Genomic DNA, 24,213 nt, shown 5'->3' on the forward strand with positions numbered 1-24,213 from the left:
GTGCTCCTACAGAATACTTAAAAAAAGGATCAGCTTGTAAAGCATTACTCTTTTTAAGCAATATCTTTGCCTGGATCCAAAAAGACGGAAAAAGTTTTATCAAATAATTAGGATGGTCTTGGTTACAGCTGCTCTTAATTATAGTATTGATGTAACCCTTTATTAAATGTAAACTTGTGAAATTAGATATATTGGTATTTGGCGCCCACCCCGACGATGCAGAATTGGGAGCAGGGGCTACCATAGCAAAAGAAGTGGCCAGCGGGAAAAAAGTAGGGATCATCGATTTGACCAGAGGCGAGTTGGGAACTCGTGGATCTGCCGAAATTAGAGATCGTGAAGCGGCAAAAGCAGCTGAAATTTTAGGGGTAGTGGTCCGAGAAAATTTGGAATTTGCCGATGGCTTTTTTGTGAATGATGCCCAGCATCAGCTAAAAGTTATTGAAATGATCAGGAAATATCGGCCGGAAATCGTTTTGTGCAATGCCGTGGACGACCGCCATATAGACCATGCCAAAGGCAGTAAACTGGTCAGTGATGCTTGTTTTTTAAGCGGTTTAAAGAAAATAGATACCAAATTATATGGCGAAGAGCAGTGGCAAGAGCCATGGCGTCCCAAACAGGTATACCACTATATTCAATGGAAGAATTTGGAACCTGATTTTGTTGTGGAGGTATCCGATTTTATAAGTGTAAAAGAAAAGGCTATTATGGCGTATTCATCACAGTTTTTTGACCCAAATAGCAAAGAACCAGAAACACCTATCAGTAGTAGGAATTTTACGGATAGCGTCAACTATAGGGCTCGTGATTTAGGAAGGCTTATCGGTGTCGAATATGGCGAAGGGTTTACTGCCGAAAGATATGTGGCCGTAAAAAGTTTGGACAGCCTTATTTAGGCTGTCTTTTTCAATGCTTTCTTGCCTTTGGGGATGGTGAAATAAAAAGTAGAACCTTCCCCTGGCTTGCTTTGTATTTGGAGGGAGCCCCCGTTTCTAGCAAGCATCTCCTTGCACAGGGACAATCCTAGGCCGGTGCCCTTTTCATGGTTAGTACCATAGGTAGTAAAATGCGAATCTTTTAATAGTATTTTTTTCTGAATGTCCTTGGTCATGCCTACGCCAGAATCCCTGATAAATACCTCTAAAAACCCATTTATGTCTTTGGCGCCTACCGTGATTTTTCCGTTGTTAGGGGTGAATTTAATAGCGTTGCTCAACAGATTCCTAATCACAATATCTAATTGATCTTTATCTGACCAAAGCATGGTCTTTTTGGGAAGTGTATTTTCGATTGTAATGGATTTTGAATCCGAAAGTTTGTGTAGTAAGACAATATTGTCATTCACTAATCGATGTAAATTGGTGTTGGTTCTGGTAGTAGTGGTACCGTTTAATTGCGTCTTCCCCCAACTGAGTAAGTTGTTAAGGGTAAAAGAAAGGTTATTAACGTCGGCTTTTAGTTTTGGCAGCAATGCCTTAAATTCAGAATTCTTCAAATCTCCGCTCATAAAAAGCGCTAAGAGTCCATCGAGTGCCCCCATAGGACCGCGTAGGTCATGGGCAATTATAGAAAACAGTTTGTTCTTGGTGTCGTTGGCAGATTGAAGCTCTTCTTTTCGTAGTTCTAAATTCTTTTTTTGCTTGTTTAATTCCTCTATTAAATTTTTCTGTATTTTTTTACCTCTAGCAATTAAAAAGGAAACCACTACCATAATGAACAAAAAGGCCAAGGCTATATAAATGTATAAGCGCTGTTGGGCAAGGGCTTTTTCGTTTTCTTTAATTAAAGCCTCTCTTTGCTGCTGAAATGATTTTTGCGTTTTAAATATGCTTAATGCCTTTTGGTTCTCTTCCCTAGAAATAGAATCTGAAAGTTGCATATATTGTTCGTGGAAATATAAGGAAGCTTCGAAGTTTTGTTCCAATTTGTTTAGTTGATACAGCAGTTTTGAACTTTGCCGTATCCCTTCCATAAAATTAATTTGTTTAGATATTGTCAAAGCTTGGGTGGCATATTGCTCTGCTGATTTTGTGTCATAGAGACCTAAATAAGATTTGGCCATTCCGTTAAAAATAGAAATCTGATCTTTTTTATCTTCAAAACGATCATGTAATTGCGCTCCTTTTTTAAACCAATACAAGGCGGAGTTAAATAATTTTTTTGCGAGGTAAATTTCTCCCTTTGTTTCATAGCAAAAGGATAACCATCCTATTTTATAAGTATTTTTAAAGGTTTCAATACTGCGGTCTACATAGGTAAGGGCTTCCTCTAATCTTCCTGCTTTGACGAGGGCAGCTGCTAAATTGCTTTGGGTTTCTGCGGAGATCAACTCGTTTCCTAACGATTCTTGTACCTGTAGTGAATTTTTATAGTATTCTATCCCTTGGTCGTAATCTTTGAGGGATGAATACAGAGAACCGATATTGTCCATGGCAATCGACATCCAGTATTTTTGATCTTCTTCTATAGCAAAATCCAAGGCAATCATTAGGGTTTCCAGAGCTTTCGCAAGGTTTCCTTGGTGATTTTGTGTTGAGGCAAGTTCGTTTAGGATCCGGAATTTTAACAAGGGAAAGTGGAAACCCTCAATAGTCGAAAGAGCTTCTTCAAAGTTCGATATGGCAGTTAACAATTGACCTTTACTAGCGTAATATTGTCCTATCCCCAACAAGGATTTACTGTTACCATACTCGTAGTTGGCTTTTTTACTCAGCGTTAAGGCCTTTTTGCTTAATAAGTAAAGGCTGTCATTATTTTTAAAATAATTCTCCTGTGCAAGCGTATTAAGCAAATTAATATAAGTGGTATCTATTGCAGAAAAATTTTTCGAAGCCTCAAGGGCCAAAACCTTATTTTTGGTGTTGTTCTGAATTGGGGTTTGTGCCATGCTCTCTTGGGAAAGACAGCATATGCATAATAGGAAGAAATAGTATTTTATGAATCTCGGTCTTAGGGGAAGACAGATTCTAGTTAGCGTATACATTTCATAAATAGATTAATCGCTTAAAGATATAGAATTGTAAGAATACAGCTCGAGATTTTGTTGTGTAAACCCTTTTTTTTGGGGTTTAAACAGTAAAAGTATGCATTTTGTCGATAAAATTGAGTTATTATGGAAAATATTCCCGGAAAAATTTATGGGAAGTGGTGGGTATTTTTTTTTAAAAAAAAATCGATTATTTCTTGGAAGATTAAGTAAAAGAACTATCTTTGCCACCGCTTACAAATGGTGGTTGTAGCTCAGCTGGTTAGAGCGCTGGATTGTGGTTCCAGAGGTCGCCGGTTCGAACCCGGTCTTCCACCCAGAAATGCAAAGCCTTGTCTTTTAGACAGGGCTTTTTTTGTGCCTCATTTTTAACGAATTATGAGGAATCCGGGATCTGGTCAATATGTTTTGGGAATTTGTAATACTAACCATTTTTTATTAAAATCCTTAAGGCTATATCAAAAATAATTAGGGCGTTCCCTCCTGTGTCGGGCGGGCTCTTGGCTATATCCCTCGCTCCGCTACGGGGATGCCGCCGCGCTCCCTAACGCGGAATATTGAAAAAATCACCCCTAATTATTGATATTTTGCCGTACTTGACAATTTTTTTTCCAATGTATAACAATTATTGGGTTTGTTCCCGGGTAGGCTAGTAAGGTGTATATTGAATCGTAAGAATATGGTTTTAAAAACATTAGAAATTTATTTCTAAAACTCCTTATAGGAAATATAAACTCCTCCTAGGAAGTCGCCAAAAAAACATTGATTTTTTACTCTAATAATCCCCATAGGTATTGGTATATATAATAAAAAGTGTTAACTTTGCAACCGCTTACAAATGGTGGTTGTAGCTCAGCTGGTTAGAGCGCTGGATTGTGGTTCCAGAGGTCGCCGGTTCGAACCCGGTCTTCCACCCAAAAATGCAAAGCCTTGTCTTTTAGACAAGGCTTTTTTTGTGGCTTATTTTTAGCTTGCTGCTCTTAATGATCTAAATGGGTACGGCGTAGGTGTTCTTAATGTCTCCCATTACAAAAGTGCTGTGGGCACTGCCGATATTTTTTACCGATCCCAAGCTGTTTAGAACAAAATCTTGGTAATGTTTCATATCCTTGACCATCACCTTTAATAAAAAATCGTAATCGCCAGAAATATTGTAGCATTCCGTAACCTCTTTTATGGCGGCTATGTCCCTAACAAACTTATTTCCTATTTCTTTGGTGTGTTGTTTTAAGGTAATGTTGCAAAAAACCGTGAGGCCTTTGTCTAGTTTTTCAGCATCCAAAATGGCTACATATTTTTTTATGTAACCGTTTTTTTCCAAACGCTTTACCCGTTCAAAAACTGGGGTAGTAGATAGGTTTACCTTATTGGACAGCTCTTTGGTAGTGAGGTTTGAATTATGTTGTAATAATTTTAAAATCTGGAGGTCTATCTTGTCTAATTCTGACATGGAATATTATTCTGTTTCGTGTTCTGTTACTTCCTTAAAAAGAACAAACAACTATAATATAGTTCATATATAGTTGAATACTCTAAAAAAATACAATTATAAGGATATTGCCTATTAAAATACAAGATTTGCAGGAGAAAATATAATACTGTAATGATGAAAACAAACCTTTTAGGTTTTCCAAGAATTGGTGGCAATAGAGAACTAAAAAAAGCTTCCGAAAAATATTGGAAAGACCAAATCACCGCAAATGAATTAATACAAGTAGGGGATGATCTTCGTAAAGAGAATTGGCTATTGCAACAAAGTGCCGGGATAGATCTGATTCCCTCCAATGATTTTTCCTTTTATGATCAAGTACTCGATGCTAGCTTGACTTTTGGCTGTGTTCCCTCTCGATTTCATGGGGTAAAAAGCAGTAAAACAGATTTAGAGCTATATTTTGCGATGGCAAGAGGGATCCAAAAAGATGGCTTTGATATCACCGCCATGGAAATGACAAAATGGTTCGATACTAATTATCATTATATCGTACCGGAGTTTACCAAAGATCAGTCCTTTGAGTTATTGTCCGTAAAGGCAGTAGATGAGTTTAAACAGGCCTTGGCTTTGGGAATCACAACTAAACCGGTCCTTATTTCTCCTGTTACCTATCTTTACCTAGGAAAGGAAAAAGAAGAAGGGTTTCACAGGATCGAGTTGTTAGATAAATTGCTGCCAGTGTTTTTTGAATTGTTAGAGCAATTAGCCTTGGCTGGGGCAGAATACATTCAGGTAGATGAGCCTTGCTTGGCACTAGATTTGGGGGATAGGGAAAGAAAGGCTATTGTACGTTTATATGCCCAATTAGAAGAAAGATTTCCCAAGCTAAAAATAATCTTAACAAATTATTTTGATTGTTATGGCGAAAACTTGGAGACAGCATTACAACTTCCGGTGCATGCCTTGCATTTAGATTTAATTAGGTGTCCCTTGCAATTAGACGATATCTTGGATTCACCTGGTTTTACAAGGAAGCAAATATTGTCCTTGGGAGTGGTTGATGGAAGGAATATCTGGAAGAACAATTATGAGGCCTCTTTGAAACTTATAAAGAAGGCGGCACAAAACCTTGGTACGGATAAACTGTGGGTAGGATCTTCCTGTTCTTTATTACATTCTCCTTACGATCTAGAGCTTGAAAATAAGGAAGATAATTTACCCTCGGAAGTAAAGCAATGGATGGCATTTGCCAAACAGAAACTGGCAGAGTTGGTAGATTTAAAAGTTTTGGCATCAGGATCCTATACGGAAGAAATTGGAAAAAAGTTAGACTTAAACCAACGGGTGTTTTTAAGCAGAAAATCTTCAACTACCATGCATCACCTCCCTACCCAAGAAAGGGTAAACAAGCTTGCCCTTGAGGATAGTTCCAGGAATGCTGCTTTTTCCGACCGTAGGGTAGCACAGCAAATGGAATTGCAGTTGCCGCTGTTTCCTACGACGACTATAGGTTCTTTTCCGCAGACCAATGAGGTAAGAAAATGGCGGGCGCAATATAAAAAGGGAGCCATAAGCCAGGGTACTTACGACGAGCTGCTTAAAAAAGAAACTGAAGAAACCATTCGTTTTCAGGAAGAAATAGGGTTAGATGTCCTGGTTCACGGGGAATTTGAACGAAATGATATGGTAGAATATTTCGGCGAAAAACTTCATGGTTTTGCGTTTTCAAGTAATGGATGGGTGCAGAGCTATGGAAGTCGCTGTGTAAAGCCTCCGATTATTTATGGGGATGTCTTTAGGGATAATCCTATGACCGTAAAATGGACTTCGTATGCGCAATCCTTGACCCCAATTCCTGTAAAGGGAATGCTGACTGGTCCAGTGACTATTTTGCAATGGTCCTTTGTCCGCAACGATCAGCCTCGTTCACTTACATGTAAGCAAATAGCCTTGGCTATAAGGGACGAAGTAGTAGACTTGGAAAGCGCCGGGATAAAGGTTATACAAATAGACGAGCCTGCTATAAGAGAAGGCTTGCCTTTGAGAAAGGAGTATTGGAAAGCGTACTTGGATTGGGCTGTGGAGAGCTTCCGTATTTCAGCCAGTGGCGTAGCCGACAAAACCCAGATTCATACCCATATGTGCTATTCTGAGTTTAACGATATTATTGATAGTATCGCCGCCTTGGATGCCGATGTTATTACTATAGAAACCTCGCGCTCAGAAATGGAACTGCTCGATGCTTTTGTGAATTTTAAATACCCTAATGAAATAGGACCGGGAGTTTATGACATACACTCGGCCAGAGTTCCTAATGAAGAGGAGATGGAAATTCTGATAAACAAGGCTGCTAGCTTATTGCCTAAGGAAAATATTTGGGTGAACCCAGATTGCGGTTTAAAGACCAGGGATTGGCCCGAAACAAAATCGGCTTTGATTAATTTGGTAAAAGTGGCCAAAAAATTAAGAAAAGAAGCTCTTGTTGCTACAGCTTAAGAACCTAGCTGTAAATCCCCCGATTTCATAGTCGGGGGATTTTTACAGTACTTATGCTTCTGTGTAAAACGACTTATTCTATGGTAATGCCGCTTTCTATTTCTTTGGTTTTTATTTTGGGTTTCCAAAATAGGTTTTTGTTCAACGCCATCGCAAAAAGTCTAAGCTATCAATTTAAATTTTCAAAAAAGTCTTCAAAACTCTGATTTTCAGATATGTTTAGTTTTTTTCGAAGTCTATGGCGTGCCACTTTTACGGAGCTTAGAGAAATACCGAAAAGGGTAGCGATATGCTGGGAATTGAAATTTAATTTGATCAGTGCGCATAGCCTAACCTCGCGATCGCTGAGTTTGGGGCAGTAGCTTTTTAGATTCTTAATAAAGGTGGTGTGGATCTGATTGAACAAGTTATAGAAGTTTTCCCAATCTGTGTCCAGCATCAAACTATCGTCAATTAAATTGACGATCTTTTTTAGGTTTTTCTTTTTTGGAACATCTTCCTTAGTTTCTACTATAAGATTGTCCTTTATTTCGGTGAGCAAATGGTTTTTATGGATGGTGCGCAACGTGTAATTAGTGAGCTCCTCGGTTTTAAAATTCAGTTCGTTTCGTAACTTTTTTTGACTTAATTTTTGGTTTTCCTTTTCGGCGTTTAACAAGGCAATACGGCTCTGGTACACTTGGTCTTGTTGTTTTTTTACTTCCTCGGTTTTTGTAGTGACCAATTCCTGTAATTTTTGTCGTTGTTTTGAAATAGAAGAAATTCTCCATTTTAAAAATAACAACACCAAGCCAAGGATGCTTAATATGCATAGAATTTTTACCCATGTTTTTTGCCAAAAAGAAGGAAGAACGGTGATATTGATCGCGGAAATGGATCCGTGGTCACTAGTCATATTTTTAGCAGCACTGACTTTTAAGGTGTATTCTCCGGGTTTTAAATTAGAAAATGTTAATACTTGTTGATTCCCAATTGTTTGCCAGTCTTTGTTGAGTCCTTCTAGTTTATACCTATATATGTTCTTTTTTGGGCTCCAATAGTTAGAGCTGGAAAAGTTTACCGAAAAAAGCTGGTCCTCGGGCCTTATAATCAACTGTTCTTGTGGCTTGGTACCAAAGGAAATTTCTTGAGGTCCGTTTTTGCTCAATACCGATATGGAAGTAAAAAATACCTTTGGTACAACGCTGTTGTCCGGTTTTAAATCTGAAGCTTTAAAATAGGACAGCCCGTGGGGGCCTCCCATAAAAATAGTGCCTTCCTTATTAATGGTAGCACTCCCCCCTTGGAAGGCTTGTATGCCATCCATAAACCCATAATTTTCTATGGAATTATCTGGTTTTATTTTACTTAGCCCTAAGTTGGTACTGCACCAAATATTTTTATCATCATCTAAAAAAAGGCCGCTAATAATGGTAGCATTCAACCCCTGATTTTTTCCAATTCTTTCAAAACTGTCGGTATTTCTACGATATCGATTTAAACCAAAACCATAGGTGCCTATAAGTAAGGAAAGGTCCTCGTCTTCGGCAATGGAAAGGATTCTGTTTCCACTAAGGGTAGTAGCATCATTCTTAATAGAGTTATATTTTTTCAGGCCGTTTTTAGTAAATACATTTAGCCCTAAGGAGGTGCCCACCCACATATCACCTTTGACATCTTTATAAAGACAAGTAATGACATCGGAGTTTAAATTTGGCTCCGTGGTTACGGAACGAGTTTTTAAGACTTGTAAATTGGTATTGTATATTTTAATCCCTGCGTTGCTACCTACCCAAATATTGTCATGGTCATCTTTTTCGATTCCGAAAATCGCTTTACTATTGTAACGTTGCTCGGCCTGTAAAAACTTTTCTTGCCTTGTGTCATAAACATTTAGTCCACCAACTAGGGTGCCAATCCAAATCCGGTTTTGGCCGTCTTCAAAAAGAGACAAAACATTGTTGCCGCTTAAATCACTATCGTCCTTTGGATTATCAATGAAAACAAAAACTTCTCCTGTTTTTGGACGGTATCTTCGCAAGCCATTCCTTCCAGCTGTAAACCAAATGTCGCCATTAGAGGCCTCTAAAACCTGAGAACCTTGCGTGTCCTTTTGGTTAAAATGCACCTCGGAAGGAGGTATATTGAGAATGGTACTGTTGTTTTTGAAAAAATTGACACCACCATGTACCGTCCCAATCCATATTATATTGTCATTCCCTTGGTGAATAGAAAGTACGGAGTTGTCGGAAATAGGCAAGCGGCTATAGTTATTTTGTTGAAAAGATGTAAAACCATCGGTTTCCGAAAGGTATAAATTTAAGCCGCCACCATCGGTCCCTGCCCAAAGATTGTTGTCTTTGTCTACACACAAGGATAGTATAATATTGTTGGTAATGCTTTTTGAATTTATGTTTTCTGAAGCGGTGTAATGTCTGGTCGCATCATTATGGACATTATACTTAAATAAGCCATTACCATTGGTGGCGATCCATAGGTTGTTGTCTTGGTCCATGGCAATAGTTGTAATTGGTGAATTGTTTTTGGTTTGGTTAAATTTTGTTGGGGAGAATTTCGAATCTTTATATTTTATAATCCTTCCCCAGCTGGTGCTTATCCAAATAGTACCACCCTTATCTTGAATAATATCAGTGGCAAAACCGTTATTGTTGGTTTCGTTCCCCGAAGTTAATAGGTGCTCAATCTGGGCTTTGTTGTTTTCATAGGACAAGGAGATAATGGTTCCAGAGACTGAACTGCACCAGAGCTTGTTGTTTACTTCTGTGACACTTAAAACATTTGAGGCCAAAGCTTTGTTGATGTTGGTGTTGTTGGATTGCCAGATTTCAAAGTCGTCTTTTTCTGAATTAAAAATATAGAGACCCCCTGTTGTAGCAGCCCATATCCTACCATGGGAATCTTGGAAAATATCGTTTGTCTCAAAATGTTCTTTTAACAAATGGTAGGTCTTTGTTGTTTGTCCATTGTATCGGTAGATACCTAGTCTTGTGCCAAACCATAAATAGCCATCCTTGTCCTGGAGGATGTTGTTAATGCGGTAATCTGTGACGCCATTTTCGTAGGCTATATTTTGAAACTGTAAAATCCTATTTTGGGAGAAGGATAAAAAGCTCAAAAAAAACAATATAAGGGTGGTGGTTGGTAACTTAGAATTGGTCATTTGTTAACTTAAAATTAATGCTAGCTAATATAGTATAAAATGGCTACTAATGCTATTATTGTTGTGTTTTGTAAGTATTTAAATAATATCTTTTAATAACTAATGTAACCATCTTATGAAGTTTAATAAAACAAGATGTAACCTAAATGTAGTCTTGTGTAACCTAGATTTATACCCTGAGCATTATTAATATTTAAGGCATTATGTTAATTTTCGTTAAAATTTGAAGGCTGTGGAATAAATTTTATTACAGCCAACAAATAGTAAATTAACCTAAACCATTTTTTATGAAAAGAATTGTGATTTTTTGCTGTTTATTTATGATGCAACTGCATCTGAGTGCTCAGCAGCCGACTATTACCGTAAGCGGTAAAGTCATGGATGCGGAAACTGGGGATCCCATACCTGGTGCCAGTGTTGTTGAAAAAGGAACTGCCAAAGGGGTAGTCACCGATTTTGATGGTGATTTTGAATTTAAGGTTCCTAGTAATGCTACTTTAGAAGTAAGTTATTTGGGATACGCTAATACTTCTGTGAATGTAAATGGCCGCACCCAAATAAATATTAGTCTAGAGCCGCAAGCTCAGGAGCTAGGAGAAGTTGTTCTTATTGGTTATGGAAGCCAGAAAAAAGAAAACCTTACTGGGTCTGTTAGTACTATTGCTGCTGAGCAAATAGAAAGTCGCCCTGTAAACAACGTAATGCAAGCTTTGCAAGGTGCAGCTCCTGGATTATTGTTAACAGTAGGGAATTCTGGTGGTGAGCCTGGTGCCAATATGAATATGAGTATTCGTGGTGTTGGGAACCTTCAGGGTACCGGTTCTCCATTGGTAATTGTTGATGATATTCCATTAGACAACCCATCGGACTTAAATAATATTAATCCAAATGATATTGAAACCGTTTCTGTTCTTAAAGATGCTGCTTCTTCTGCTATTTACGGATCGCGCGCTGCTTTTGGGGTGATTATCGTGAAAACAAAAAGCGGTGAAGCCTTGGACGGTAATAAGTTAACGTATTCTAATAATTTTATCTATTCTTCCCCGTTGAATACGCCAGATATGATGAACTCTTTAGAATTTGCCAACTATTTTAATCTTGCGGCTACCAATGGTGGTAGTGGAGCTGTATTCTCGGATGAGGTTATGGAGCGTATAAAAGCTTACTTGGCAGATCCTGTGAACACTCCGGTAACCGTTCCAAATTCGGATGGTACTCGTTGGCAACAATATACTGGCTCTAATGCTAATACGAATTGGTTCAAAGAAATGTACAAAAGTGTTGTAATGCGCCAGCAGCATAACCTTAGTTTTTCTGGAAAACAAAAAGGAGTGAATTATAATGTATCCGGATCTATTTTAGATGCTCCAGGTATTATGAATTATGGTGATGATTCTTATAAGCGTTATACTTTTAATTCTAAAGTTTCTAGCAAAATGAACGATTGGCTTACTTTTGAGGCCAATTTGAGGTTGTCTCGTGCCGAGACTGACCGTCCTAGCTACGACAGAGGTCTTTATCTACACAACATAGCCAGAAGATGGCCAGTGAACGGTGTGGTTATGCCGAATGGTACTTATAGTGATGGTTCCGAAATTCCATTCCTTTTGCAGGGAGGACGTTACAAAGAAACAGACCAAAGTTTAGATGGGTCGGTGAATTTTGTCATAGAGCCTATTAAGGACTTAAAAATTAAGCCTAGTCTACTGTATCGGACCAATAACTTCAACTATGGGAATCACAATGCCAAGGTATCGGTTATAGAGCCTGATGGGGTGGAGAGATTTGTAAGAAGCAACAACAGTTTCTCTAGATATGCTAGTGAGCGAACGTATTTGTCGCCTAACTTGGTAGTTTCTTATGAAAAGTCGGTTAACGAAGCACATAACTTTGCAGGTTTAGTTGGATACCAGCAAGAAGAGACTAATTATACCAGTTTGTGGGGTGCGAAAAATGATCTTATCACCGACGGTGTTCCTTCTATTTCTACTGGAGTAGGTGAGGACAACGTTAATGATTCTGCTGGGTCATTCGCTACACAAGGGTATTTCGGTAGGTTTACTTATAACTACAAGGAAAAGTATCTTTTTGAAGTAAACGGCCGTTATGACGCTTCTTCGCGTTTTGCAGCAGATAGTCGTTGGGACTTCTTCCCTTCGGTTTCGGCAGGTTATAATATTGCCAAGGAAAATTTTTGGACAATAGATCAGATCGAAATGTTTAAGCTGCGTTATTCAACAGGTGGTATTGGAAACCAAAACGTACCTAATTATCTATATGTAGGCCGTATGCCTATTAGAACCAACTTATGGTGGTTGGGTAACAACGGGAGACCTAATTATACTTTGACTCCTGGTATTATTAGTCCAGATATTACATGGGAAACAGTGTCTACAGACAACTATGGTTTGGATATAGCTGCTCTTAACAATCGTTTGCAGTTCTCGTTCGAATATTTTATCAGAACAACAAAAAATATGTTTGGTCCGGCAGAACGCCTACCAGCAGTGTTAGGTACCAATGCTCCACAGTCGAACAATGCTAATTTAGAGACCAAAGGTTTTGATTTCAACGTGTCATGGAAAGATATGGTTGGAGATCTAGGGTATAATGTAGGACTAGTACTTTCCGATGCGGTTACAACCGTAACTGAGTATTCTAACCCTAACAATTTATTGAACACTTACAGAGCTGGTCAGAAATTAGGAGAAATCTGGGGCTTCGAAACCGTAGGTTTATACCAGAACCAGGCAGAAATAGATAATGGTGCCGATCAAACTCCAATATATGGAGGTGTATGGTATCCTGGAGATGTACAATACAAGGATCAAAACGGAGATGGAAAAGTAGATTATGGAGATTCTACTTCAGACAACCCTGGAGATAGAAAGGTTATAGGAAACTCAACTCCTAGATATTCTTTTGGATTTAATGCTGGATTGGATTATAAAGGGTTCGATTTTGCCATGCTTTGGCAAGGAGTTGCTAAAAGAGAAGTATGGGCCGGTGGCGCATATACTTTTGGAGCAGTGGGTAACCTTTGGCAATCTGCAGGAATGAAAGAACATTTAAATTATTGGTCAGAAGAGAATCCAAATGGATTTTTCCCAAGACCTACATTTAGATCAACTTGGAGAAACCAGCAGACTCAAACTAGATATTTACAGGACGCTGCTTATATACGTTTAAAAAATATAAGCTTAGGATATAATTTCCAATCTAATGTGCTTGAGTCTTTGGGGTTAAAAAAGCTTAGATTGTTTGTGACTGGAGAGAACTTGGTTACTATCTCTGATATATCTGGAATTTTTGATCCTGAAGCAACCGGAGGGTATTGGGGTAACGGAAAAATCTATCCGCTACAAAAATCATACTCAATGGGATTGAACGTACAATTTTAAATTATAAACAACATGAAAAAAATAAAATACATTGCATTTTTGTTACTAGGGGTCTTTGCTATCTCTTGTAGTGATGATATGCTGAACAAACTTCCTGAAGATGAAATTTCTCCGGAACAATATTGGAAAACTCCCAATGACCTTGCCTTGTTCTTGAATCAATTCTATACCACATTCCCTGTCCATAGCGGCTGGAATGGCGGAATATTCGAATTTGATAACAACAGTGATAACTTGGCCGATGTTAGTATCAATACAAGGTTTGTTGGTAGTAATACCACTGCGCCAACTTCCGATGGTAACTGGAATGGAAATTACAGTAATATTAGGAATGTAAACTATTACTTGGAAAATAGTGCCACTGCAGAAGGTCCTACTGATCTAATAGAGGCTTATAATGGGGAGGCTTACTTTTTTAGAGCAATGTTTTACTTTGAATTATTGCAAAGATTTGGTGGTGTACCGTATATCGATAAAGTCCTAAATACCGATTCTCCAGAATTGATGTCGGCTAGAATGCCAAGAAATGAATTGGCGACAAAAATTATAGAAGACTTGGATAGAGCAATAGCTATGCTACAACCAAAAGCATCTACCGAAGCCTTTAGAGTACATAGAGGAATGGCATTGGCTTTAAAATCGAATGTAGCGCTTTACGAAGGTACTTGGGAAAAATACCACGAAGGGTCTGCATTTGCAGCTCCTGTGAACGAAAGTGCCAAGTTTTTACAATTGGCTGCAGATGCCGCCGAAACTTTGATAAATGAAGGGAATTATGCCCTTTACAACAACGGTGAGGATAATACTTATTGGGATTTGTTCACGAAGGTGGATTATTCTAATATTTCAGAAGTTATGTTTTGGAAAAAGTATGACGTTAATGAAGGGGTAGAACATAAAGTTGGTCATTATATTCCTCAAAATGGTGCAGGTACTGGGGTAACAAAATCCTTAGTAGATTCTTATTTGAGTATTGACGGACAGCCTATTGGTGTAAGTCCATTATATAATCCAAGTCAGGAAAGCAGCCTTTCGGATATTGTAGTGAATAGAGATCCACGATTGGCCCAGACGATTTGTACTCCTGGAGATCTTATTACCGAAAGAGCTGGTAATGATGATATATTCTTCGAATACCCAACATTTAGAGAAAATAACGAAGTAGTTTCTACTACTGGATATCAGATTTATAAAGGTGGTAGTACTGATGAGGAACAAAGATACAACAGTTTTATTGGCGCTATCATTTACCGTTACGCAGAGGTTCTTTTGAATTATGCCGAGGCTAAAGCTGAGTTAGGGACTTTGACACAGGGAGATTTAGATAAATCTATTAATTTATTGAGAGCCCGTGTTGGAATGCCTTCACTTACAATTGCCCCAGTGGCAGATCCAAACAAAGCTTTTCCTGGTGTAAGCGATCTTATTAATGAGATAAGAAGAGAGCGCAGAGTGGAATTAGCATTGGAAGGCAAGCGTTTTGATGACCTTATGCGTTGGAAAGCCGATCATCTTATCATTGGTAAAAGACATCAAGGATTCAAAATTATCGGTAGTGATATGGAAGCTGAATTTCAAGATTTAATAGGAAATTCTATCCTTGTTAATGACGAAGGTTACATGGATCCATACATCAATGCTGTACCTGCCGGATTTGGGTTTAATCCTAGCAGAGACTATTTGTCGGCTATTCCATCCGAGCAAATCGTATTGACAAATGGTGCTGTTACGCAAAACCCAGGTTGGGAATAATAATAAAGTGAAACTCATTTTTATGAAATATAAAAACATGAGATTTCAAATTATTAGTTAGTTTATTTTTTTAGTTTTAAAAATCCTGTTCAGTCTATCATGGCTGGGCAGGATTTTTTTTATCTAATAGTGTTAATAATGTAGTTTTCTTGATAAAATGAAGATTGTAATGCGTGTGTTAACGGCGGGTTTATGCCTCTCTATGCCTAAGCGTTATAATGTTATTGTAAGTTACAAGAACCGCGTTGAAAAGCTTGTACCCGTAACCGTGGTAGTGTCTCTCTGAAGCTGCTTTTCTTTCCGTACAACCTCAGCCTCTCTTCTTTGTAAATGGTTGTATAATTGTCTGAATTTTAAGTTTTTGCTCCTTATGCAACTCTAAAGGTGTTGGGGTTGTACGGGATAATAGGGTTTTGATTGCAGGTAGAACTTTAAATATTTATATGGTTTGGAGTAGCTAAATGAACTAGATGTGGTTTAGGTGCTCAAAGTTGGGTGGGTTCTATTGGGGGTTGTGGATTGATAACGACATTTTTGGAACAGTATAGTGTAATAATTCTTAGGTGATTGGACAAGTTATAGACTAAGCGGTTTTTGTAACTAAATGAAACGACTAAGATGTATGCTCTATAAGTAACCCTTATGGTGGAGTAATTGAACTGTGAGTATGTTTTTTATGATGTATGTAAAATACTGAAAACCAGTATGGAGGGTTCTTTTTCGAGGGGTTTGTGTAACCTTTATGTATGTGTTATGTAACCTAAATGTTTCCTGGAAATTATATGGAAAAAGCAGTATAAGTTTTAGATTGCCCCTGTTAAATAAGTTTAGCGTTAATACTCATGATGGATTTAAATCATCTGAACTTCTAGATTCAATTTAATGGAGTTAGATGAGACACCATAGGCTCTATGAAGATTAATTGTGCTTTAAAAAACAAAAGGGACTTCTTTAATCGAAGCTCCATCTTAATATAATAACCAATTAAACCATTTAAAAATGAAAAAACAATTATTCAAGTTTTGCTTTGGAATAAGCTTTATTGGAGCTTTCTTCTGGGCCTGTAATAATGATGATGGATCGGCTGAAATTTCAAGAGAGCCCTTTTTTGAAATTTCAGCCTTGTTTTCTTCGGAGAATGAATTATTAGGCATTCAGGAAGATTCCTTAAAAGTTGCCATTAAAACCAATTCTTATTGGGAGGTTAAAAAAGGAGAAAATTCTTCTTGGTTATCTGTGACTCCAAATAAGGGAACAGGAGATAATACGGTAAAAATTAGTAGCACCAAAAATATTGGCGTTGGAGAACGGTCGGCATGGTTATTTTTTAATGCTTATTCTTTAAAAGATAGTCTTAAGGTGAGTCAAAAAGGAACTGATTTACTTTTGTCCAAAACAACCTTTGAAGAAGTTTCAGCCGTAGGAGCAACATTGAGCTTTACTGTAGAATCTGACAAAGAATGGAATTCTGAAAAATCAGAGACGGCTTCTTGGATAAGTTTAAATACAGATAAAGGAAGCAAGGGTATCTCGGAAATAGAGATGGTTGTAGCAGCCAATGAACAACCGGTAAGCCGCAAAGACTCAATTATGTTTACAACTACCGAAGCCGGAACTACCTCTAAGATTTGGTTAAGTGTTATCCAAGCAGAAGGAAAAAGGGTTTTAGTAGCGAGTACGGAAGCCGCTAATGTTGCGGTTGAAGGCGGTACTTTTAAGGTGAATGTGGAAAGTAATATTTCTTGGGAAGCCAACAGTAATATAGAAGGAGTTGTTTTTGATCCTAATACAGGGGAGGGGACTAAAGAAACGACCGTCACTTATCCAGAAAACAATCAAAAGGATGCAAGGATAATAGCTCTATTATTTACAGGGAAAGCACCAAATGACACGGTTTCTAGAAAATTGGAGATCGTTCAAAAAGGAACTTCTAGTTTAACAGATGTAATAAGTATTACACCAACTAGCTTTAAAGATGTAACTGTAGATGGAACCGTGCTGAACCTTAGTCTTAGTGCTAAAAAGCCATGGAAGACCTCAAAAACTGCAACAGCTACCTGGTTGTCGGTTGCCCCGGCTACCGGGGAGATCGGCGATGCTGAAGTTAAAATTACAGTTGCCAAAAATACCGCTACAGAAATAAGAAAAGATTCTATCCTATTTGTCTCTAAAGACGATTTGCCAAATTCGGAGGTATGGGTCAAGGTGTCTCAAAAAGCATTTGTACCCGTTATCAGTTCTTCTAGTGAAGTAACTGAAGTAAAGTCAGGAACAGGAAGCTTTAATGTTGCGTTGAATAGTAATGTTGCCTGGAACGCAAGTTCAACATTGAGTGGGGTGATTATTGAACCTAAATCAGGATCGGCCTCAGATAAAGCTCAGTTGATAAGTATTACTTACCCCGAAAATAGTAGTGAAGAAGCTCGAAAAATAGATCTTGCTTTTACCGGAAAAGCACCCTACGATTCCTTTGACAATAAACTTTCAATAAATCAGAAAGGAACAACTCCTTCTGCTATTGTAGTACGTGAAGAAAACATCAACATAGATGGTAGAAATCAGATTTTTACGATAGAATTATCATCTTCCAATGTAGATTGGCAAGTGGTTTCTAAAGATTCACGCTTTGTAATTACAGAAAATGCTTCAGGAGTGGCTACTCAAAGTCCGGTTTTAATAAAAGTGAATTCTCAGGAAAATGCTACTCTTAATTCCGTTGCGGGAACCATAGAAATCCAAAAGGCCGATGATGCTAGTGTTAATACTATTGTTACCGTAGACCAAGGCTTACACCCTCAAAATGATGAAAGTAGCGTCTATGCAGATCCTACTAAAACTGCGGCAGAAATTGGGTTGGATAAGGGAGTTCCACATCCTTCTGTAGATGGGTGGAATTTTTGGAGCGCCCATGAATTTACTAGTAATGCAATAGGTTTTTGGAATTTTAATACAAAACTAGGGATTAAGAATGCCAAATATAATGAGGATATGAAGGTTTTTGAGAACGGGACCTTTAAGATCAAAACCAGAAAATTGGCATCCCCTACGGTAAATCAACATGGGGATCCTGCGGAATATGAAACTGCTCCGGTGTATAGTAAGAGACACCATCAAGGGGGTGCCAAGTTTGTAAAATTCACTACCAATATGAGGGTAGAAGTACGGTACAGGCACTCAGGGCATACTGGCTTTAATGAAGCGGTTTGGTTTATGGGACAAAGTAATTATGATGGACAGGCAATACCTTGGCCAGACTGTGGGGAGATAGATCTTATGGAAGCTCCGTTTGCTAAGGAATCGCATTTTTCCCTACACAGTAAGAATTTTTCGGCGACTACAGGGAATGCGGAAACTGCTCATGTAAAACTGCCAGATGAAACCCGTTGGAATATCTACTGGGTAGAAATATTGGAAGATAGAATCATCGGAGGGATAAACGGACATCAGTTTTTTGAGCATATAAAAGGAGAAGGTGGAAACAATGACTGGCCCTGGGACAATCCAGCTGGGATGATGATGATTATTACACCCGGAATTGGTGGTTGGACAGGAGTGATGCCTAACATGGCCGCAGGCGAAGAAGCCTTTATGGAACTCGATTGGGTACGAGTTTATGCCAATGGTAATTTTGACCAATCGTCTCAAACTGGGCACGACGGAAAATTCTATTAATAGATATTCTAATAGGGAAAGGTTTAAAAAAAAACTTTCCCTTCTCTAAAATTTAAAACGATTATGTTTAGAATAAAGTTAGTCTTATTAACCACAATGGCCTTTATGCTTCTGGGGTTTTTTGGTCAGGCACAAGATAAAACAATAACGGTTACTGGGGTGGTCACAGACCAGTCTGGACTTCCACTCCCTGGTGCTTCAATACTATTAAAAGGATCCGCAATTGGAACAAGTTGTGATTTTGACGGGAATTATGAAATTACATTTACAGCTACAAAAAACAATGTTCTGGAGTATAGTTATGTTTCTTTTGAAACAAAACGAGTTGTTATTACCGGAGAAGGTATAATAACACAAAATGTTGTGCTAAAAGAGTCCGAGAACATGCTCGAGGAGGTGGTTGTTGTAGGCTTTGGTACTAAAAAGAAAGAAAATCTTACCGGTGCCGTTAGTCAAGTAGGTTCTGAAGTTCTAGAGTCTAGGCCTGTCACCAGAGTAGACCAAGCATTACAAGGAGCAATATCCGGATTGAATATAGGTACCGATTCGGGAGGAGAGCTTGATGGCGCCTTAAATATTAATATTAGGGGAGTAGGAACCATAGGGGAAGGGTCTTCGGGAAGTCCCTTGGTACTTATCGATGGTATCGAAGGTAATCTTGGCTCAGTAAACCCAAACGATATCGAAAATATATCGGTTTTGAAAGATGCGGCAGCTGCCTCCATATATGGTTCTAGAGCGCCTTTTGGGGTTGTTTTGGTTACAACCAAAAGAGGTAAGGGTGGTAAAACCTCAGTAACCTATTCCAATAATTATCGTTTTTCCAAGCCCGTTAATATTCCTGAAAGAATGGACGCTTTGGAATATGCGTATTTATTAAACGATCTGTATGTTAATACCGGAGGAAATCCTATTTATAATTCTTCTAGAATTCAACGTATAAAAGATTATAAAAACGGAGATTTAGCTTTTGGTACAGAGCCGAACTCTAGTGGCACCCAATGGGAAATGAATAGAGCTGCATATGGCGATACGGACTGGTACGATGTGCATATAAAAGATATGAGCCTAGGCCAAGAGCACAATATTAGTGTAAGTGGTGGTGGAGAAAAAGTAACCTATTATGCTTCGGGTAATTATTTGGGACAAGAAGGTATATTTTACTATTCGGACGAAAAATTTAATCGCTTTTCTTTTAGTACTAAAATAAATGCCGAACTGAATGATAAAATCGATTTGAGCCTTAATACACGTTTTTTAAGGAAAATGCACGATTCGCCAACGGCCCAGGATTCTCGTTTTTACCATAATTTATCAAGAGCAGTGCCCACATCACCATTGTTGACGCCTTATGGAGATTATATGGAAAATTCTATGGTGGAGCAGCTTAAAAATGGTGGACGTTTGGAAGAACAAACAGATTATCTCTATAATAAATTGCAATTGGTATATGAACCTATCAAAGATTGGAAAATTTACGGGGAATTGAATGCAAGAATAGAAAACACCCACAATACCAAACATATTGCGAAAATATCGGTGATTCAGCCTAATCAAAACAGTGAGTTTATTCCAGTGTTTTCTGGTTATGTGCCTAGAATAGAAATTAAACCATGGGGAATCACTGCAATCACCGCTCCAGGCCAAAATTACTATCAACGTGGTTCAGGACAGGTGAACTATATGGCCATGAATTTGTATTCCGATTACGAGAAATCTTTTGGGGATCATAACTTTAAGTTTCTCTTAGGGGTTCAAAATGAACTGTATACTGTGCAACGGTCTGAATTAGGTACGGATAATATCGATTCTGATGAGCGTCCTTTTATTTCTCAGAACGGTGAGAAATATATGTTCGAATCTAAAGGGGAATGGAGTAATGTAGGAGTGTTTTCACGTATAAATTATGACTATCGACAACGTTACTTATTAGAGTTGAACTTTAGAGCCGATGGTGCTTCTAGATTCCCGAAGGACCAACGGTGGGGCTTTTTTCCATCGGTATCAGGAGGATGGAATATTGGTAGGGAAGATTTTTGGAAAGGATTGATCCCGGCCATTAATAGTTTTAAGCTAAGGGGGTCTTGGGGCGTTTTAGGAAACCAAAACACCAATAGTTTTTATCCCTATTTTCAAAATATGGGTATCGACAACGGTAGTTGGATAGTGAACGGCGACGTACCGTCAGAGCTGGGAATGCCGGCACCCTATAGTACTTCTATTACTTGGGAAAAAATTAGAAGTTTTAACTACGGCTTTAATATGGGGCTTTTTGATAACCGCCTAACGGCAACAGCCGATATTTTTGAGCGGAAAACTATTGATATGATCGGTCCAGCCCCCTTGAAACCAGGAACATTTGGTGCTACGGTTCCTAAAACCAACAATGCCGCGCTAGTTTCTAGAGGATGGGAGTTGGAAATTGGATGGAGAGATCGTCTTGGGGAAGATTTTTCATACAACACCAGTTTGGTTTTGAGTGATGTAGTAAGTGAAGTGACCCAATACAGCAATCCCGAAAAAATATTATTCGTAAATGGTGTGGACCAGTATTATGAAGGGAAAACCCTAGGGGAAATCTGGGGGTATACCTCTGCAGGTATCGCGCGGTCAGATCAAGAAATGATCGACTGGCTACCAGGCAATAGACCAAGTTTTGGAGCCGATTGGGCAGGTGGAGATATAAAATACAAAGACCTTAACGGCGATGGAGTTATAGATTCGGGAGCACAACAGCTGGGAGATAGCGGAGATATGGTGGTTATAGGAAACAGTACCCCTAGATATAACTATGGATTAAACGTAGGGATGAATTATAAATCGGTAGATTTTAGTGTATTTGTGCAAGGTGTAGGAAAGCGCGATGTACTGCTTTCCGGAGGTGCTTTTTATCCAGGAATCAACCAATGGCAAATATCACCCTATTCAGCCCATTTAGATTACTTCAGAGCCTATGGCGCGGAATTGGGGCCGAACTTTGATGCTTATTACCCAAGACCGTATATAGGAGATAAAAATTATAAACCACAGACCCATTTTTTACAAGATGCATCATACCTAAGACTGAAAAACGTACAGCTAGGATTTAATTTTCCACATAAAATGCTGGAAAAAATAGGAATATCGACGATGCGAATTTATGTGTCTGGTGAAAATTTGGCTACTTATACTAAGTTAAAAATGTTCGATCCTGAAGGGATTCAAGATTTAATCAACGGTAGCGGAAAAACATATCCAATGTCGGCCACTTATTCTACTGGCTTGTCAATAACTTTTTAATGGAATTAAAATCAAGAGAAATGAAAAAAACAGTGTATTATTCCATCCTAATATCCTTTTGCTTTTTAGCTGTAGGATGCCAAGATTATTTGGAACGTGAACCCTTGGATTTTCTTTCGGAGGAATCATATTTTAACCAGCCTGCGGATTTAGAACTCTTTGTAAATAAATTTTACAACAGTTTTTCTGCCAATAGCGATATTGGCCCACGATCCTTATATACCAAAGACAGAAATAGCGACGATCTTATTGGACCTTGGGATGAGGATAATCTATTAAAGGGATATAAATTGGTGCCAGCAACCTCCGGATGGGGTGTGGGAGACTGGAGGTTTTCCGATATCAGGGAGAGTAATTACTTTATAAAAACCGTGGAGGACCGTATAGCTTCAGGTAGTTTAGATGAAAATCATAGCGACGTTCAGCACTATAGCGGTGAAAATTATTTCTTTAGAGCTTGGTTCTACTTTAATAAATTACAGGCTTATGGCGATTTTCCAATTATCACAGAGGTCCTGCCCGATGATAGTGAAATCCTAATTGAAGCAAGTAGGAGAAGTCCTAGAAATGAAGTGGCTCGATTTATTTTAGACGATTTGGAAAAGGCTATTTCTTTACTTCAAGATGGACGATCTAAAAATAGGATCAGCAAATCAACGGCACAACTATTGGCGTCTCGAGTAGCATTGTTCGAAGGTACCTGGTTGAAATACCATCAGGGTACTCCTAGGGTTCCAGGTGGCCCTAATTGGCCAGGAACCAATATGCATCCCAATTTTTCCTTTAAAGCGGGAAGCCTGCAAGACGAAGTCGATTTTTTTCTGGATAAGGCGATGCAATATTCGAAAATTGTCGCGGATACCTATAACTTAAGTAACGATTATAAGGAAATGTTCGTTTCCAATAACCTTGGAAACAATGAAGAAGTATTATTGTATAAAAGCTATGGCATACAGTCTGTTCTAGGGCATGGAGCTACCCACTTTCTACAGAGAACAGGGGCTGGAGTAGGATATACAAGATCATTGGTAGAATCTTTTCTTATGAAAAACGGCTTGCCTATTTATGCGGATGCTTCTAATTATCAAGGAGATAACTTGCTCTCTAATGTGGTTATGGACAGGGATATAAGATTACAGGAGTCCTTACTTTCAGAAAATGATGTACGCAAGGAAAATCCCGATGACTCTAAAGAATTTTTTAGCTACCCAGACCTTATTGGAGGCTCTGGATGGCAAGCTGTAACATCGGGATACCAACTGGAGAAATGGATGAGTACAAATCCGGCCGAAGCCGTGTCTTCGTCCTCAGGGACTACCGAAAATCCTATTTTTAGAGTTGCAGAAGCTTATTTAAATTATATAGAGGCTTCTTATGAACGCAACGGTAGTATCGATGCTGTTGCCTTAGGATATTGGCAAAAACTTAGGGATAGGGCAGAAGTGGATAATGACATTCAGAAAACAATTGCCAATACCGACCTTACTAAAGAACGGGATTTAGCGGTCTATTCGGCAGGGGAATTTGTGTCTCCTACCTTGTACAATATAAGGCGAGAAAGACGTAATGAGTTTATTGCCGAAGGCATGCGCTTAGCAGATATGTACCGTTGGCGCGCTTTTGATACCATGGAGAATTATATCGTGGAAGGATTTAATCTGTGGGCAGAATATTATGAAAAATATGGAGAGGAACTTAGAGAAGGTGATAACGTTTCCTATTCGTCGGAAAATGGAGGATCCACCTATTTGCAACCATTTAGAAAATCATCTTCTAATAGGGCGTACAACGGGTATACCTTTCCCCAAACTCATTATCTAAGCGCAATTCCTTTAGATCAATTTACCCTAACGAATTCAACAGCTGATGACGGGGTGTTATATCAAAATCCAGGTTGGTCTAAAACGGCCGCTGTACCGGCAGAATAAACTAAAAGAAGGCAATTAAGGCCTTAATATAAAATAATAAAGTTAGTTGTTAGTTAGTTGATTAAAATTTCCCGACGGTTTTTTACCCGTCGGGGAGTTTATTT

At 38.5% G+C, this 24,213-nt stretch carries 10 protein-coding genes and 2 tRNA genes; 9 read left to right on the forward strand and 3 right to left on the reverse strand.

Annotated elements, in window-relative coordinates; translation table 11 throughout:
- Window positions 1-176: 176 nt before the first annotated feature.
- Complete coding sequence (gene bshB1 / locus HCG49_RS10055; protein WP_168469404.1) at window positions 177-899, forward strand: bacillithiol biosynthesis deacetylase BshB1; 723 nt, start codon at window positions 177-179, stop codon at window positions 897-899.
- On the opposite strand, the gene HCG49_RS10060 is transcribed toward bshB1, so the two are convergent.
- Complete coding sequence (locus HCG49_RS10060) at window positions 896-2,890, reverse strand: tetratricopeptide repeat-containing sensor histidine kinase (RefSeq protein ID WP_168469405.1); 1,995 nt, start codon at window positions 2,888-2,890, stop codon at window positions 896-898. The genes bshB1 and HCG49_RS10060 overlap by 4 nt on opposite strands.
- A gap of 341 nt (window positions 2,891-3,231) precedes the next feature.
- On the opposite strand from HCG49_RS10060, the gene HCG49_RS10065 reads away from it, so the two are divergent.
- Together HCG49_RS10065 and HCG49_RS10070 are read left to right on the forward strand one after the other, a co-directional pair.
- Window positions 3,232-3,307 (forward strand) — tRNA-His (locus HCG49_RS10065).
- Between the two features lie 522 nt (window positions 3,308-3,829).
- Window positions 3,830-3,905: transfer RNA gene (locus tag HCG49_RS10070), tRNA-His, on the forward strand.
- Window positions 3,906-3,977: 72 nt separating this feature from the next.
- Here the strand turns inward: HCG49_RS10070 and HCG49_RS10075 are convergent.
- Window positions 3,978-4,439: an Lrp/AsnC family transcriptional regulator gene (locus HCG49_RS10075; protein WP_168469406.1), complete on the reverse strand. Its 462-nt coding sequence runs from the start codon at window positions 4,437-4,439 to the stop codon at window positions 3,978-3,980.
- 156 nt (window positions 4,440-4,595) lie between these two features.
- On the opposite strand from HCG49_RS10075, the gene metE reads away from it, so the two are divergent.
- Window positions 4,596-6,917, forward strand: a complete 2,322-nt coding sequence (gene metE, locus HCG49_RS10080) for a 5-methyltetrahydropteroyltriglutamate--homocysteine S-methyltransferase (RefSeq protein WP_205764382.1) — start codon at window positions 4,596-4,598, stop codon at window positions 6,915-6,917.
- Between the two features lie 169 nt (window positions 6,918-7,086).
- Here metE and HCG49_RS10085 read toward each other — a convergent pair whose 3' ends face one another.
- Complete coding sequence (locus HCG49_RS10085) at window positions 7,087-10,077, reverse strand: two-component regulator propeller domain-containing protein (protein ID WP_168469408.1); 2,991 nt, start codon at window positions 10,075-10,077, stop codon at window positions 7,087-7,089.
- Window positions 10,078-10,364: 287 nt separating this feature from the next.
- Between HCG49_RS10085 and HCG49_RS10090 the strand changes: the two genes are divergently transcribed.
- The 5 genes from HCG49_RS10090 (at window position 10,365) to HCG49_RS10110 (ending at window position 24,109) form a co-directional block, all read left to right on the forward strand.
- On the forward strand, window positions 10,365-13,478 hold the full coding sequence (locus HCG49_RS10090; RefSeq protein WP_168469409.1) for a SusC/RagA family TonB-linked outer membrane protein: 3,114 nt from the start codon (window positions 10,365-10,367) through the stop codon (window positions 13,476-13,478).
- A 12-nt stretch (window positions 13,479-13,490) separates the two neighbouring features.
- Window positions 13,491-15,230 (forward strand): RagB/SusD family nutrient uptake outer membrane protein, encoded by a 1,740-nt coding sequence (locus HCG49_RS10095; protein WP_168469410.1) that lies wholly within the window; start codon window positions 13,491-13,493, stop codon window positions 15,228-15,230.
- Between the two features lie 999 nt (window positions 15,231-16,229).
- The gene (locus HCG49_RS10100) at window positions 16,230-18,902 is read left to right on the forward strand and encodes a BACON domain-containing protein (RefSeq protein ID WP_168469411.1); all 2,673 of its coding nucleotides are present in this window, start codon (window positions 16,230-16,232) and stop codon (window positions 18,900-18,902) included.
- 63 nt (window positions 18,903-18,965) lie between these two features.
- On the forward strand, window positions 18,966-22,181 hold the full coding sequence (locus HCG49_RS10105; RefSeq protein ID WP_168469412.1) for a SusC/RagA family TonB-linked outer membrane protein: 3,216 nt from the start codon (window positions 18,966-18,968) through the stop codon (window positions 22,179-22,181).
- Window positions 22,182-22,201: 20 nt separating this feature from the next.
- Window positions 22,202-24,109 carry a RagB/SusD family nutrient uptake outer membrane protein gene (locus HCG49_RS10110; RefSeq protein ID WP_168469413.1) on the forward strand — a complete coding sequence of 636 codons (1,908 nt, stop codon included), beginning with the start codon at window positions 22,202-22,204 and terminating at the stop codon, window positions 24,107-24,109.
- The last annotated feature ends 104 nt before the right edge of the window (window positions 24,110-24,213 follow it).

It is taken from the genome of Arenibacter sp. 6A1, from assembly GCF_012272855.1.
Taxonomy (GTDB): Bacteria; Bacteroidota; Bacteroidia; order Flavobacteriales; family Flavobacteriaceae; genus Arenibacter.

Bases quoted from the DNA above. Each gene is read 5' to 3' on its own strand.
- HCG49_RS10060 (WP_168469405.1), bottom strand. From the start codon at position 2,890: ATGGCACAAACCCCAATTCAGAACAACACCAAAAATAAGGTTTTGGCC.
- HCG49_RS10075 (WP_168469406.1), bottom strand. From the start codon at position 4,439: ATGTCAGAATTAGACAAGATAGACCTCCAGATTTTAAAATTATTACAA.
- metE (WP_205764382.1), top strand. From the start codon at position 4,596: ATGAAAACAAACCTTTTAGGTTTTCCAAGAATTGGTGGCAATAGAGAA.
- HCG49_RS10085 (WP_168469408.1), bottom strand. From the start codon at position 10,077: ATGACCAATTCTAAGTTACCAACCACCACCCTTATATTGTTTTTTTTG.
- HCG49_RS10090 (WP_168469409.1), top strand. From the start codon at position 10,365: ATGAAAAGAATTGTGATTTTTTGCTGTTTATTTATGATGCAACTGCAT.
- HCG49_RS10095 (WP_168469410.1), top strand. From the start codon at position 13,491: ATGAAAAAAATAAAATACATTGCATTTTTGTTACTAGGGGTCTTTGCT.
- HCG49_RS10100 (WP_168469411.1), top strand. From the start codon at position 16,230: ATGAAAAAACAATTATTCAAGTTTTGCTTTGGAATAAGCTTTATTGGA.
- HCG49_RS10105 (WP_168469412.1), top strand. From the start codon at position 18,966: ATGTTTAGAATAAAGTTAGTCTTATTAACCACAATGGCCTTTATGCTT.
- HCG49_RS10110 (WP_168469413.1), top strand. From the start codon at position 22,202: ATGAAAAAAACAGTGTATTATTCCATCCTAATATCCTTTTGCTTTTTA.